13 protein-coding genes are annotated in these 15,010 nt (G+C 48.8%); 7 read left to right on the top strand and 6 right to left on the bottom strand.

Features of this window, described 5'->3' with window-relative positions; all coding sequences use genetic code 11:
* Positions 1–160 precede the first annotated feature (160 nt).
* Together gcvP and leuA are read right to left on the bottom strand one after the other, a co-directional pair.
* Positions 161–3,025, bottom strand: a complete 2,865-nt coding sequence (gene gcvP / locus XMA152_RS11660; protein ID WP_173483700.1) for an aminomethyl-transferring glycine dehydrogenase — start codon at positions 3,023–3,025, stop codon at positions 161–163.
* A 170-nt stretch (positions 3,026–3,195) separates the two neighbouring features.
* Complete coding sequence (gene leuA, locus XMA152_RS11655) at positions 3,196–4,863, bottom strand: 2-isopropylmalate synthase (protein WP_173483699.1); 1,668 nt, start codon at positions 4,861–4,863, stop codon at positions 3,196–3,198.
* 166 nt (positions 4,864–5,029) lie between these two features.
* Here leuA and XMA152_RS11650 point away from each other — a divergent pair, with 166 nt between their 5' ends.
* The 5 genes from XMA152_RS11650 (at position 5,030) to kdsA (ending at position 9,553) form a co-directional block, all read left to right on the top strand.
* Positions 5,030–5,488 carry an Lrp/AsnC family transcriptional regulator gene (locus XMA152_RS11650; protein WP_173481004.1) on the top strand — a complete coding sequence of 153 codons (459 nt, stop codon included), beginning with the start codon at positions 5,030–5,032 and terminating at the stop codon, positions 5,486–5,488.
* A 47-nt stretch (positions 5,489–5,535) separates the two neighbouring features.
* Positions 5,536–6,498 (top strand): MBL fold metallo-hydrolase, encoded by a 963-nt coding sequence (locus tag XMA152_RS11645; protein WP_173483698.1) that lies wholly within the window; start codon positions 5,536–5,538, stop codon positions 6,496–6,498.
* Positions 6,495–8,228 carry a DEAD/DEAH box helicase gene (locus XMA152_RS11640; RefSeq protein WP_173481006.1) on the top strand — a complete coding sequence of 578 codons (1,734 nt, stop codon included), beginning with the start codon at positions 6,495–6,497 and terminating at the stop codon, positions 8,226–8,228. Before XMA152_RS11645 ends, XMA152_RS11640 begins: the two co-directional genes overlap by 4 nt.
* 75 nt (positions 8,229–8,303) lie before the next feature.
* Positions 8,304–8,510: a DUF2788 domain-containing protein gene (locus XMA152_RS11635; protein ID WP_173481007.1), complete on the top strand. Its 207-nt coding sequence runs from the start codon at positions 8,304–8,306 to the stop codon at positions 8,508–8,510.
* A gap of 191 nt (positions 8,511–8,701) precedes the next feature.
* Positions 8,702–9,553 (top strand): 3-deoxy-8-phosphooctulonate synthase, encoded by an 852-nt coding sequence (gene kdsA / locus XMA152_RS11630; protein ID WP_173483697.1) that lies wholly within the window; start codon positions 8,702–8,704, stop codon positions 9,551–9,553.
* A gap of 208 nt (positions 9,554–9,761) precedes the next feature.
* Here the strand turns inward: kdsA and XMA152_RS11625 are convergent, their stop codons facing one another.
* Both XMA152_RS11625 and XMA152_RS11620 read right to left on the bottom strand, forming a co-directional pair.
* Complete coding sequence (locus tag XMA152_RS11625) at positions 9,762–10,229, bottom strand: tetratricopeptide repeat protein (RefSeq protein WP_173483696.1); 468 nt, start codon at positions 10,227–10,229, stop codon at positions 9,762–9,764.
* Between the two features lie 87 nt (positions 10,230–10,316).
* The gene (locus XMA152_RS11620) at positions 10,317–11,603 is read right to left on the bottom strand and encodes a tryptophan--tRNA ligase (RefSeq protein WP_173483695.1); all 1,287 of its coding nucleotides are present in this window, start codon (positions 11,601–11,603) and stop codon (positions 10,317–10,319) included.
* Positions 11,604–11,739: 136 nt separating this feature from the next.
* On the opposite strand from XMA152_RS11620, the gene XMA152_RS11615 reads away from it, so the two are divergent.
* Both XMA152_RS11615 and yaaA read left to right on the top strand, forming a co-directional pair.
* A complete protein-coding gene (locus XMA152_RS11615) occupies positions 11,740–12,009 on the top strand; it encodes a hypothetical protein (RefSeq protein ID WP_173481012.1) in 270 nt (89 codons plus the stop codon).
* 48 nt (positions 12,010–12,057) lie between these two features.
* The gene (yaaA, locus tag XMA152_RS11610; protein ID WP_173483694.1) at positions 12,058–12,834 is read left to right on the top strand and encodes a peroxide stress protein YaaA; all 777 of its coding nucleotides are present in this window, start codon (positions 12,058–12,060) and stop codon (positions 12,832–12,834) included.
* A gap of 146 nt (positions 12,835–12,980) precedes the next feature.
* On the opposite strand, the gene clpX is transcribed toward yaaA, so the two are convergent.
* Positions 12,981–14,252, bottom strand: coding sequence for an ATP-dependent Clp protease ATP-binding subunit ClpX (gene clpX, locus XMA152_RS11605; protein WP_173481014.1), 1,272 nt, complete (start codon positions 14,250–14,252; stop codon positions 12,981–12,983).
* A 19-nt stretch (positions 14,253–14,271) separates the two neighbouring features.
* A complete protein-coding gene (locus XMA152_RS11600) occupies positions 14,272–14,937 on the bottom strand; it encodes an ATP-dependent Clp protease proteolytic subunit (RefSeq protein ID WP_173483693.1) in 666 nt (221 codons plus the stop codon).
* Between the last annotated feature and the right edge of the window lie 73 nt (positions 14,938–15,010).

Here is a 15,010-nt window from a genome sequence, read left to right as displayed (position 1 = left end):
AAGTATGCAGAATCCATTGGGGCTAGAAGAAAGAGATCTTCATCAAAAGCCGGATATATGACTGCAGCTCACCTTAACCATTGGTACTTTTATCTTGCATAACGCGGGACGGACCATATATGACCTTCGGTCTGACCCCTTTTTATTAATACGAACTAATCTACTCTGCGTAGTCACTCACCGGTGGACAGGTGCAGACGAAGTTTCGATCGCCGTAGACGTTGTCAATACGGTTAACCGTTGGCCAGAACTTCGCTAGGCGAACGGCACTGACTGGGAACACAGCCTGCTCTTTTGAGTAGCTGCGGGTCCACTCTGCATCCACCAGATCTTCCAGGGTGTGCGGTGCATGTCTAAGCACTGAATCTTCTGCAGCGACTTCACCTCGCTCAACCGCCGCAATCTCTTCGCGAATCTTAATCATCGCTTCAATGAAACGATCAAGCTCTTGAATCGATTCTGACTCAGTCGGTTCCACCATTAGTGTGCCCGGCACAGGGAAGGACATGGTCGGCGCGTGGAATCCATAGTCCATCAAACGTTTAGCTATGTCCTCTTCAGTAATGTCAGAGACCTCTTTCAGCGGGCGAATATCGATAATACATTCGTGTGCGACAAAACCATTTGTGCCGCGGTAGAGAATCGAATAGTGATTCTCAAGACGCTTAGCAATGTAGTTAGCATTTAGAATCGCCAGTTCGGTCGATTCGCGCAGACCGCGATCACCGAGCATACGGATGTACATCCAGGTAATCGGCAGAATAGACGCTGAACCGTAAGGTGCTGCCGCTACGGCTCCGTTGCTGCCATTACCGGGCACAGGCGATACACTGTGGCTGGCAAGGAATGGCGCCAAGTGTGATTTGACGCCAATAGGCCCCATACCTGGACCACCGCCACCGTGAGGAATAGCAAAGGTTTTGTGCAAATTAAGGTGTGATACGTCAGCGCCAATCGAACCTGGCTTACACAGGCCTACCTGCGCGTTCAAGTTGGCACCGTCCATGTAGACTTGACCGCCGTGCTGGTGGATCAGTTCACAGATTTCACCCACAGCCTCTTCAAAGACACCGTGCGTCGATGGGTAGGTAATCATCAGTGTCGACAGGTTGTCGCTGTGCTGTTCCGCTTTGGCTTTCAAGTCAGCCACATCCACGTTACCCACTTCATCACAGGCAACCACGACCACTTTCATATCCATCATTGCGGCTGAAGCAGGGTTGGTACCGTGCGCCGACGACGGAATCAAACAGACATTTCGGTGACCTTCACCGATAGACTCTTGGTACTTACGAATCGCTAACAGACCGGCGTACTCACCCGACGCCCCTGAGTTTGGCTGCATAGAGATCGCATCGTAACCGGTAATATCAATCAACCAACGATCCAACTGTTCTAGCATTTCAGCGTAGCCCTGTGCCTGCTCTGCAGGAACGAACGGATGAACATTACCAATCTCTGGCCAAGTGACCGGCGCCATCTCTGAAGTCGCATTCAACTTCATCGTACATGAACCTAGCGGAATCATACCGTGAACCAGAGAGTAATCTTTATTCTCTAGACGCTTCATGTAGCGCAGAATATCGTGTTCAGCGTGGTAGCGGTTAAAGACCGGATGCGACAGAACCTGGTCGTCACGAACTAAATCTGTCGGCAAGGATAAGGACTCATCGACATCGCCTAACTCTTCAACTGAGATAAGCTTACCGGTAATAACACTGATCAGATCCGCGACATCTTCAACGCTGTGCGTCTCATCAAAACTGATACCAAAACGAGTATCAGAGAGTTTACGAAGGTTGATATTGGCATCCAGTGCGCGCTGATAGACCGACGCGTCAGCATCAAAGCTCAAGGTGTCAAAGAAATGGGTATTGGTCGTTAAGCCAGCAGAGTTAAGCTGTTTCGCTGCAAGCTGAGCGAGGCGATGAACACGAGTGGCAATCTTTTTCAGACCGACTGGGCCATGGTAGATCGCATAAAACGCAGCCATATTGGCAAGCAGTGCCTGCGCCGTACAGATGTTAGAGGTCGCCTTCTCGCGACGAATGTGCTGTTCACGTGTCTGCATCGCCATGCGGTAGGCTTGGTTACCGCGGGAATCGATCGATACCCCAATGATACGGCCAGGAACCGAGCGCTTAAGCTTCTCGCTGGTCGCAAAAAATGCAGCGTGTGGACCACCAAAGCCCATCGGCACACCAAAACGTTGTGCTGAACCGAGTGCAACATCTGCACCAAGAGAGCCCGGTGATTTAAGCAGCATTAGTGCTAAAAGATCGGTTGCCACTGCAACCAGTGCACCTTGTGCCTTCGCATCTTCAACGACGCTGGCAAGATCGATGATCTCCCCCTCACTGCCTGGGTATTGAACCAGACAGCCGAAACAGTCGTGTGAAGAGAGGTTCGTGGCATCATCAACCACGACTTCAATACCAAAGTACTCGGCACGTGTTTGAATCACATCCAAGGTCTGTGGGTGTACCTGAGAATCGACAAAGAAGGTGTCTGATTTCTTACGATTAGATCGCTTGAGTAGAGTCATTGCCTCGGCTGCAGCGGTCGCTTCATCAAGCAACGACGCGTTTGCCAAATCCATGCCGGTCAGATCCATGACCATCTGCTGGAAGTTGAGCAGTGACTCAAGACGGCCTTGTGAGATCTCAGGCTGGTAAGGGGTGTAGGCGGTGTACCAAGCAGGATTCTCTAGCACATTACGTTGAGTGACGCCCGGCACCAAGGTGCCGTAGTAGCCCATACCGATAAAGTTTTTGTTCAGTTGGTTCTTAGCCGCGATCTGCTTAAGTTCCGACAGGGCTTCAACCTCTGTCACCGGATTACCAATCGAGAGCGCATCACTCAGCAAGATCGATTCAGGGACGGTTTTCTGAATCAAATCAGCACGATCAGAGACACCCAGGGTGCTGCACATCTGTGATTGCTCAGCATCATTTGAGCCGAGGTGGCGCTGAATGAATTGATCAGAATCGCGAAGTTCTTGAAGCGTACTTTGAGAGTGAGGCATGAAGGGTTCCAACTAACAATTAGAAAGTTTCAATTAAGGCCAATATTCTACTCCTTCAGCCTATTTCATGACACTTTTTGATAGATTGATTGAAAATAAAAAGGCCAGTACACATTTCACAATGCGAACCGGCCTTATCAATTACCGAATTAAAAAAGTTGTTAGCGTCACTAAGCCGCTAGTTGGAGAGCGATCTCTGATCGGTTGATGGCCGAGATCAGTGCCTTTAGAGAAGCCCCTAAACTGTCTGTATCAAAGGCCATACCGACGACACGCTGACCATCAACATTGATTAAGAAGTAAGCTGCTGCCAAGGCATCGGTGCCACTGCCAACGGCATGTTCAGAGTAGTCGATGACGTTGACTGTCTGCCCTGTCAATGCGGCCCAACCATCAAGGAAAGAGGAGATTACCCCTTCCCCCTGACCGATCAGTTCACGATCTTGGCCGTTGATCGAAACTGTCGCTTTGAACTGTTCGTTTTGCTGACGATCAATGGAGAAGCCTTGCAACGCAACTGGCTCAGCCGATTTGATAAAGTTCGCTTTAAGGATTTCAAAAATCGCATCACTGCCCATTTCCGAAGCACTCTCTTCTGAGGCTTTTTGAACCAGCGGAGCCAATTCAGTCTGCATCCAGCGCGGCAGAGTAATGCCATAATCACGTTCAAGTACAAAGGACATACCGCCCTTGCCTGATTGACTGTTAACGCGAATAACCGCTTGGTAATCACGACCAATATCCTTAGGGTCGATTGGCAAGTAAGCCACCTGCCAGTGCTCATCCTCACCCTGTCGGTGCAAACACTTCTGTATAGCGTCCTGATGGCTACCCGAAAAGGCCGTGTAGACCAATTCACCAATCCAAGGGTGACGGGGACTAACCGGCAAGCGCGTACACTCAGTAAAGGTGGTAATAATCTCATCCGGATTAGACAGATCCATTTTAGGATCAACACCTTGGCTGTATAAGTTCATCGCCATTGTGACCAAATCCATGTTGCCGGTACGCTCGCCATTGCCTAGCAAGGTCCCTTCGACACGATCAGCACCGGCCAAAACTGCCAGCTCAGCAGCCGCCACAGCACAACCTCGGTCATTATGAGTGTGAACTGAGATAATCGCGCCAGCACGATTCTTTATATGGGTACAGAAGTACTCAATCTGATCGGCAAAAATGTTGGGCGTCGACTCCTCTACCGTTGACGGTAGATTGATGATGCAGCGGTTCTCAGCCGTTGGCTGCCAAACATCCATTACCGCATCACAGACCTCGATCGCATAGTCGATCTCAGTTCCGGTAAAACTCTCTGGTGAATACTGGAAGGTCCAATCCACTTCTGGGTAATCTTTGGCACCGTCCATAACCCACTGCGCACCCTGAGTCGCAATGGCTTTGATACCTTCGCGATCCTGATTGAATACGCGCTCACGCTGAATCGTACTGGTTGAGTTGTAGACGTGAACCACCGCACTTTTAACACCACGAAGCGCTTCATAAGTACGGTCGATCAGCTCTTTACGGGCCTGTACTAGTACCTGAATCGTCACGTCATCAGGGATCTCACCATTATCGATCAACCAGCGAACAAAGTCGTAGTCTGGCTGACTCGCTGACGGAAAGCCCACCTCAATCTCTTTCAGTCCGATCTTCACCAACAGACGCCATAGACGCTGCTTCTGCTCTACGGTCATCGGTTCAAGTAGTGCCTGATTACCGTCACGCAGATCCACCGACGCCCAAATCGGCGCGTGGGTGATTGTGTTGTTAGGCCAAGTACGATTCTCAATTTGAATCTGTGGAGCTGGCTGATAGCGGCGGTAATCGAAGTTAGACATACAATCCTCAACAGTGGCTTCGAGTTAATTCAATGCTACACAGTTTACTGGGGTTATTGAGGTGAATGATTGCGAATCACCCAACAAATAGGTGAAATTATTATCATTAATTGCTATAAATTAATTAATTAAGCAATTTTATTCTAATTTTTTGCGGATTGTAGAAATGGATCGTTACGATAAGGCTATTCTTCAGCAGCTTCAGCTAGATGGACGCATCTCAAACCAAGAGTTAGCGGATAAGGTCGGTCTCTCACCCTCCCCCTGCTTACGCCGTGTCAGAGCCCTTGAAGAGAGCGGCATCATTAGCGGCTATCGCGCCAACTTGGATGCCAAAAAATTGGGGTTAACGCTTACCGCAATCATTATGATCTCGATGGATCGCCACACCCCAGAGCGTTTCGCTAACTTTGATAAGGTCATTAATGATCTACCAGAGGTATTGGAGTGCTTGCTGATTACCGGTCAGGATGCTGACTACCAACTCAAAGTGGTGGTGCATGACATGGAAGATTTTCAACGCTTATTGCTCGAGAAGATCACCCGCATAGAGGGAGTGACCGGTGTACATTCGAGTTTTGTCATGCGCAATGTTAAGAGTGAATCGGCACTACCCGTTCGATAAAAGCGTGTTATATTTCTGGTCTATAAAAACAGAACAAGGTGTGTGCTATGCCGTTAAAAGCCCTCTCTTTAAGTGTGTCAGTTTTCACAAGCCTAGTGTCGACCTCAGCCTTTGCTGTGACGCCCGATGATAAGTACAAAGAGTCCCTACTCTACGATAAACCCGTCAAAGTCGCCGATGATGTCTACTCGGCCATCGGGCAGTTGAAGTTTTACACCTATGAGAATGCCGGCCACAACAATAACCTTAGCTTCGTGATTGGCGATGAGTCAGTCCTGGTGGTGAATGGTTCAAGTACTTACCTATTAGCCAAAGCCCTACATGATGAGATCAAACAACTGACCGACAAACCGGTTAAATACGTCGTTGATGAAAATGGCCAATCCCATGCCGCTCTGGGAAATAACTACTGGAAAGAGCAAGGGGCAACCATTATTGCCCACGTCGATGCCGAAGAGGAGATTCAAGAACAGGGATTTCGCGGTCTAGAGATGCTCAAAGAGACACTTAAAGAGCGCATCAATGGCACCGAATTGACCGAGATCGATCAAACCTTTGAAGAGAGCATGACGCTGGATCTTGGCGGCATCACGGCAGAACTTATTCACCTTGGTCCTGCCCACTCCAAAGGGGACATCAGTGTTGTGATTCCTGAGCGCAACGTCATGATTGCCGGCGATATCGCGTTTCACCAACGCATGCTGCCCGTCTTTCCAGAGACCAATACGGCTGAATGGATAGAGACTTGGGTGAATGAGTTTACACCGATAGCACAGGATATGATCATTGTTCCGGGTCACGGGGAACCCACTAACTTTGCCGAGGTCGATCGATATACTCGCGGTTACCTTGAGTACGTTCGGGGTAAGATCGGAGAGTTGATTGATGAGGGCGGCACACTCGATGACGCCTACAAAATTGACCAAACACCCTACCTTCATCTAGAGACAGCCGATGAGCTAGCGGGCAAAAACGCGGGGCGCATCTTTGAAGCGATGGAGTGGGAGTGACACAGCGCTTTACTCTTCGCCCCTATCAACAACAGGCGGTTGATGCGACGCTGACGCACTTCCGCCAAACCTCCGAGAGCGCCGTACTGGTGCTCCCTACCGGAGCCGGTAAAAGCCTAATCATTGCCGAGCTAGCCCGCCTAGCAAAGCGTAAAATATTGGTGGTCACTCACGTTCAAGAACTGGTCGAACAGAATGCTTCCAAATATGCGGCATTAGGGCTGACACCGGGTATCTACTCGGCGGGACTAAAGCAGCGTGACACTGAACATCAAGTGGTGTTTGCCTCGATCCAATCAATCGCCAGAAATCTCGATCAGTTTGATCATCAGTACTCATTGATCATTATTGATGAGTGCCACCGTGTCTCTGATAACGACGAATCGCTCTATCAACAACTGATCAGCCAGATTAAGAAGAGTAATCCATCGCTAAAGGTATTAGGACTCACTGCCACCCCCTATCGTTTAGGCCATGGCTGGATATACCATCGGGATTACCGTGGTTTTTTCCGCCAATCAGAGAGCACCATTTTCCAACACTGCATCTATGATCTGCCGATGCGCAACCTGATCAAACAGGGGTTCTTAACGGAGCCTAAGCTGATCAATGCAGCGACCGCACACTACGACTTCTCAGCACTGACACCCTCACCTAACGGACTGTTTGCAGAGCGGGAGGTCAATGAACTGCTGGCTAAATACCCCAGAGTCACTGAAGCCATTTGTGAGCAGGTCGTGGAACTTGCTAACGATCGGCAAGGCGTCATGTTGTTTGCGGCCAGTGTTAAGCACGCAAAAGAGATATTGGACTACCTCCCTAAAGGGGAAGCGGAGCTGGTGATAGCCGATACCGATGCTAAGCAACGTACAGAGATCATCAACCGCTTTAAACAGCGGCAGTTTAAATACCTCGTTAACGTTGCGGTACTGACCACCGGTTTTGATGCACCACATGTCGATCTAATTGCGATTCTTCGCCCCACTCAATCAGTCAGTCTGTTCCAACAGATGGTCGGTCGCGGCTTACGACTGAGTGAAGGTAAAAAAGAGTGTTTAGTCATCGACTACGCCAACAACGGAATCGATCTATTCGACCCTGAAGTCGGCGTACCCAAGCCAGCACCTGATACCGAGCCGGTACAGGTGTTCTGCCCTATCTGCGACTTTGCTAACCTCTTTTGGGGAAGAACCGATCAAGATGGAGCCGTCATTGAGCACTATGGACGCCGCTGCCAAGGTCTCTCTGATGACGGGGAGCAGTGTCAGTTTCGCTTTAAGTTCAAAAGCTGCCCTCATTGCGGCGCTGAAAATGATATCGCGGCACGAAACTGCCAAGGGTGTCATGAGGCTCTGATCGACCCTGATGATCTGATCAAAAAAGCTCTATCACTGAACAGCTGCAAAGTGATTCGCTGTGCGGGACTTAGAGTCAATCAAGAGGATATGGCGATACGAGTGACCTACTATGATGAAGATGCAAACACCCTATCGGAGAAGTTCAACCTCACCAACCCCAAACAAAGGGTGCTGTTTAATCAACTCTTTGGATCACGGGTGAATAGTGGTCAATCACCCACTCTTTTCAATAGCGTGGAATCAGTACTTGAGCTGAGCAGCGCTTTACCCGTACCGGACTTTGTCGTCTCCAGAAAATCGGGTAAGTATTGGCAAGTGACCGAGCGCATCTTTGACTACCAGGGGCGCTATCGTAAAGCGAACCAGCTGTAAAAAACCCTACCTTTTACAGGGTGTTAATTCTTCTCTATTTGCTATGATGCGCGCTCAAATTGAGAGGAGAGAACTATGCGTTTAGCCGAAATGGAAGCGATCATGTTTAACGTCGGTGTCACCGTCTTCGCTCTCTTCATCTTCTTTATCATCTACGATCTTGCTAAAAAATCGAACGCCGGCAAATTCGGTACTTTTATTCTTTTCTTTGCACTCGGCCTAGGCCTTGCTGCCTTTTTAGCAAAATCGATCATCGTTGAGTTTATCGGCGGCTCGATTTAAAGCAATTGCCGGATTCACCAGTGACTGGCTTTAGCCTGTCATCTGCTTTATCAGCGTTTTCCAGAAGATTGAATGTAATTCGAAAGCGGATGACAGGCTGAAAGCCAGTCACCGTTGCTAAAGTAGTTACCTTCTACAATATACCGGCTAGTTACTTTATAATCGCGGAATCATTTTTATAAGGAACAACAATGGAACAGCGCAGTATCAAAGTCGGTCAAATCGATGTGAATAACGATAAGCCGATGGTGCTTTTTGGTGGTATGAACGTATTGGAGTCGCGTGATTTAGCAATGACCATTGCTGAGCAGTACGTTGAGGTGACCAACAAGCTGAACATCCCTTACGTGTTCAAAGCGAGCTTTGATAAGGCAAACCGTTCCTCTATCAACTCTTTCCGTGGCCCTGGCTTGGATGAGGGTTTGAAGATCCTTCAAGAGGTTAAATCGACCTTTAAGGTACCTGTTATTACCGACGTGCACGAACCCTTCCAGTGTCAGCCTGCCGCTGAAGTTTGTGATGTGATTCAGCTACCTGCATTCCTCTCTCGCCAGACTGATCTTGTGGTCGCTATGGCGAAAACCGGTGCGGTGATTAACATCAAGAAAGCACAGTTTTTAGCTCCTCATGAGATGAAGCACATCTTAACCAAGTGTGAAGAGGCCGGTAACGACCAACTGATTCTGTGTGAGCGCGGCAGCGCCTTTGGTTACAACAACCTAGTGGTCGATATGCTTGGCTTTAGCATCATGAAAGAGTTTGGTTACCCAGTTATCTTCGATGCTACCCATGCACTGCAGATGCCAGGTGGTCGTTCGGATTCAGCCGATGGACGTCGTGCACTGGTAGCACAACTTTCTCGCGCGGGCCTTTCACAGGGTATAGCTGGTCTCTTCCTAGAAGCACACCCAGATCCAAACGTTGCAAAGTGTGACGGCCCCTGTGCCCTACCACTATCGAAGCTAGAGCCTTACCTAGCACAGATGAAAGCGGTGGATGAGTTGGTTAAGTCATTCCCAGCGTTGGATACTTCGGCGGAGTAACGCGATCCTGTAGGAACGAATTGCCGAAGGCAAACCGTGAACAATTAATTTGGCGGGTTCGTCCATTCGCGGTTTTTCACTTCGTTCAAATTCGCTCCTACAGAGTGCCGGTGACTGGCTTTCAGCCTGTCATCCGCTTTATCAGCATCTTCCAGAATCTACAATGTAATTCGAAAGCAGCTGACAGGCTGAAAGCCAGTCACTGTTGTCAGACCCCGGCATTTTGCCCAAGCTTCGCTTCCCACTGCTGAGCTCTCTCTAAATCAATCTCCCTACCCAGCTCCCCCTTGGTGTAGATATCCACCATTCGCTGAATGGCAACTGGGTGGCCCTGTTCCGCCGCAGCTTTGTAGTGTTCATAGGCTTTATCAGCCAATTTGAAAATCACTGGCGGATACCCAGACTCATAGAGCTTAGCCATTTGGTATTGTGACTTTGCATCACCGCGCTCAGCAGCAGCCTGAATATACAAAGCCCCCTGCTCTTTGCTGGCAGCATCGGCACCGCGAAAGTGCAGAAGAAACCCATAAGTAGAGAGCGCTTTGACGCTACCGCGTTGGGCCCCTACCCTGAAGAGCTTCATCGTCTTATCGTGAATCCATTTAGAGCGACGTGCGAATGGGCTTCTAAATATGGCGTAGGCAGACCAAGCTGCTAAATTACCCAGCAGTGACATCTTCACTCCTATTTTTTCGGTAATAAAAAAGGGATCAATAGTAGATCCCTTTATTAGATTCAGCTCATTGCGAGATATCAAGCTTTTTCATTGTGCCAGCAGATCAGCCCACTCAGCTTTGAGTGCTTCGAGCTCGTTTTCCGCTTTCTGCTTCGCTTTTTTCTTAAGGCTTGCAACCTCATCTGTTTTCGCTGCAACAATCGCTTTAGCTTCTGCGGCAGGATCCTCGGCATTGGCTACCTGATCCAATAGAGGCTGGGCACCACGGAGAATGGCACGACGGCGCCCCTCTTCAATGCGCGCTAACTCTTCTGCTGTAAGCTCTTTCTGCTTGGCTTTCTGCTTTTCAGCCTTAGGTGCTACATAGGTCAACGGACGAATACCGGCCGCGATACGAACCTTTTCAAGCAGTGGAGCCGCTTCTGCACGTGCCTTTTCAGCCCCTTTGTGAAGCTCAGCTTCAACGGCATCAAGATTGTTCATCAGTTCATTGTAACGTGCACGTGGCGCTGACAATTTGGCATCCAGAAACTCAAACAGCTCTCGCTTTGCTTCACCCCAAGCGATGCCATTTTCAAACGCTGATCGCATTGTTGCACTTTCGTCCTTATTGGCGAACAGATTGTAGAGTTGGAAGATGGTGCTGTTATCGGCATCCTTTGGCTCACCGGGCTCACGCAGGTCGGTTTTAATCTGATTGATGAGCTTGCGTAGCTGATCAGTTGGCGCAAACAGAGGAATCGTATTGTCGTAACTCTTCGACATCTTACGACCATCCAAACCGGGGATCAGTTGAGTCTCCTCATCCACCTGAGCTTCTGGAAGTGTAAACAACTCTTCATAGGTATGGTTGAACTTACCGGCAATATCACGCGCCATTTCGATGTGTTGAATCTGATCTTTACCCACCGGAATCTTATGCGCGTTGAACATCAGAATGTCTGCCGCCATTAGAATGGGGTAGCTAAACAGGCCCATGGTGATGCCATCGTCCAGATCTTCTGACCCAGCATCACGGTTAGCATCGACTGAAGCTTTATAAGCATGAGCACGGTTCATCAAACCCTTGGAGCACATACAAGTAAGAATCCAAGTGAGTTCTGGAATCTCTGGTATATCGGTCTGACGATAGAAGGTCGCTTTGTCGGTATCCAACCCAAGTGCCAACCAAGTCGCAGCAATTTCGCGTGTTGATTGCGCCACGCGCTCTGGATCGTGACATTTGATCAGCGCGTGGTAATCCGCCAAAAAGAAGAACGAATTGGTGTTTGGATTAAGGGTCGCTTCAATTGCAGGTTTAATCGCACCAAGGTAGTTACCAATGTGCGGAGTACCGGTGGTTGTGATACCTGTTAAAACGCGTGTATTGCTCATGGAACACTCAAGAGTCTGTGTGAAAATTAAGGTGCAGATTCTACACAGTTGTGGCTGTAACGCCCACCCCAATCCATTTGCACTTGCCGGTTAATGAAGGTTTAATTTAGGCACTGTTAATTTAAGGAATCATTTGATGGATAGCCAACTTCCGTCCTACATCACTCTGCTAGGCTTTGTAGTGCCTGCCCTGGTCTTTATCATTCGTTTAGACCGCTACCAAGCAGCGACTATCGTACATGCACTGTTGATGGCTCTGCTCTGTCTATTTGTTGGCTTCCTGTTCTCTGGGGCCGCCATCAAGTTATTGAGCCTTAGCAACCCCTTACTCACCTCAGGGATGGTGGTGCTTGGATCTACAATTGCCACCCTGGCGAGATTGATCTGGATAAAACGCTTCGCGTAACAGCTATCAAACCCTCTATTTCAAGTAAATTATCTGAAGAGTGTATCCATGCTACTACTGATATCACCTGCTAAGACTCTCGATTATGAAACACCGGCAAGCACCCAACTGAAAAGTGAGCCTGAGTTTACTGACCGAGCTGAGACGCTGATCAACAACTTGCGTGACTACGCGCCGCAAGATATCGCTGAACTGATGAAGCTCAGCGACAAACTGGCCTCTTTGAACGTAGCGCGTTACCAGAGCTGGGTGAAAGAGCATAACGAGACGAATGCAAAACAGGCATTACTGGCCTTCAAAGGGGACGTCTACACTGGCTTGGATGCTGATTCGTTCGACGAAGCGGACTACCAATTTGCACAGAACCACCTAAGAATTCTGTCCGGCCTCTATGGTCTCCTAAAACCGATGGATTTGATGCAGCCTTACCGCTTAGAGATGGGCACAAAACTTGAAAACGAAGCTGGTAAAAACCTCTACAGCTACTGGGGTTCAACGATTACCGATCGCCTCAATGACGAGTTAGACAGTGATAAAACACCGGTCGTTGTGAATCTTGCGTCGAACGAGTACTTCAAGTCGGTGCAAGCTAAAGCACTTAATGCTCGCCTTATCAGCCCAGAGTTTAAAGATCTGAAAAACGGCCAATATAAGATTATTAGCTTCTACGCGAAAAAGGCACGCGGCCTAATGACCCGCTACGCCATAAAGAACCGCATTGAGAATCCAGAGGATCTGAAACAGTTTGATCTAGAGGGTTATGCATTTAATGCGTCGATGAGTGAAGGAGATAAGTGGGTGTTTACGCGGGATCATGCGGAGTAACGGAACAACTTGGTGACTGGCTTTAGCCTGTCATCCGCCTGATCCGCCTCTACAATTTAGTTCGAAAGCGGGTGACAGGCTGAAGCCAGTCACCTAACACGGAGTAAAAAAAGACCGCCAATAGGCGGTCTTTTTTATTGCTTAGATCAAGCGTCCGGTGACGCTTTATCGAGCTGTTGTGTCTCGTACATCAGGATCGGATCATTCTTATCTTTAATCACACCCTGATCGATCACCACTTTCGATACACCCTCTAGAGACGGTAGTTCGTACATGATCTCGAGCAGTTTAGACTCTAGGATTGAACGCAGACCACGTGCACCGGTTTTACGCTCAAGCGCCAACTCAGCCACTGCGAACAGTGCATCTTCACGGAACTCTAGATCAGCACCTTCCATCTCAAACAGCGCTTGATACTGCTTAGTCAGGCTGTTTTTAGGCTCAGTCAAAATCTGAATCAATGCCTCTTGATCCAATTCAGAGAGCGTCGCGATCATCGGTAGACGACCAATGAACTCTGGAATCAGACCAAACTTAACTAGATCTTCTGCTTCGACGTCATGAATACGATCGACACCCTTCTCGTCATCTTTACTACGAACAGTAGCACTGAAGCCGATTGAGCTTCGCTCACTGCGATCGGCAATGATCTTCTCTAGCCCAGCAAAGGCACCACCGACGATAAACAGGATGTTAGAGGTATCAACCTGTAAAAACTCCTGCTGAGGGTGTTTGCGACCACCCTGTGGCGGTACAGAGGCAACGGTACCCTCAATCAGTTTTAGAAGTGCCTGCTGTACACCCTCACCCGATACGTCACGCGTGATCGATGGGTTGTCGGACTTACGTGAGATCTTATCGATCTCATCAATGTAGATAATGCCCTGTTGTGCTTTCTCTACATCGTAGTCACATTTCTGCAGCAACTTCTGAACAATGTTCTCAACGTCTTCACCGACGTAACCCGCTTCAGTCAGCGTCGTCGCGTCAGCCATAGTGAAAGGCACATTCAACATGCGCGCTAGCGTCTGCGCCAACAGGGTCTTACCGCTACCCGTTGGGCCGATCAGAAGTATATTGGACTTACTCAGCTCAACGTCACTGTTTTTACCCGTAGCACGTAGGCGTTTGTAGTGGTTATAAACCGCTACCGCCAACACTTTCTTGGCACGCTCTTGACCGATCACATACTCATCAAGATTGTCTTTAATCTGACTCGGCGTAGGGAGCGTTTCGTCATCCTGTGACTCTTCGATCTCCGCCATCTCCTCGGTGATGATGTCGTTACACAGATCGACACACTCATCACAGATGAAGACTGAAGGACCAGCAATCAGCTTGCGTACTTCATCCTGGCTTTTGCCACAGAATGAACAAAATAGCTTGCTGTCGTTCTGATCGTTGTTCTCTTCAGACATGTTAATTCCTCTAAAAAGATTAGCCTTCTCGGCTGCTAAGCACTTTGTCAGCTAGACCAAATTCCACCGCCTGTTCGGCTGATAGGAAGGTGTCGTGTTTCATGATTTCGTACAACTCTTCGTACGACTTACCCGCTGTGTTACGTTCAGCGTAGATCTCGGTCAGACGATCGTTAAGGCGCTTAGCCTCTTCCATGTGGCGACGAGCATCTTCAAATTCAAGCTCTTGTACATGTACAGAGCCACGTGTACCAGGCGTACCTGAGCTGACACGGTGAATCATTGTACGTGATTCAGGTAGTAAGAAGCGCTTACCTTTGGCGCCGGCCATCGCAAGGAATGAGCCCATGCTAGCCGCTTGACCCAATACCATGGTGCTGACATCCGGTTTAATGAACTGCATGGTATCATAGATCGCCATACCGGCAGTGACCGATCCACCAGGTGAGTTGATGTACAGGTGGATGTCTTTTTCTGGATTTTCCGCTTCCAAAAAGAGCATCTGTGCAACGATCAGGTTCGCCATGTGATCTTCGACAGGACCGACCATAAAGATTACTCGCTCTTTTAATAGGCGAGAGTAAATATCGTAAGCGCGCTCACCACGGGAACTCTGCTCGACAACCATTGGCACCAAGCCACTGTCTGTTACATCAAATGGGCGGCCTGAGTAGATATCTGACATCAATAGTTTTCCTTATTCACGGCACTAATAACCAAAAAACGACAGCCAGCTTTCGCTAACTGCCGTTTTTTAT

Origin of the sequence: Marinobacterium sp. xm-a-152, assembly GCF_013282965.1 — a bacterium.
Lineage (GTDB): Bacteria > Pseudomonadota > Gammaproteobacteria > Pseudomonadales > Balneatricaceae > Marinobacterium_E.
This window is presented reverse-complemented; position numbering and strand designations above follow the sequence as displayed.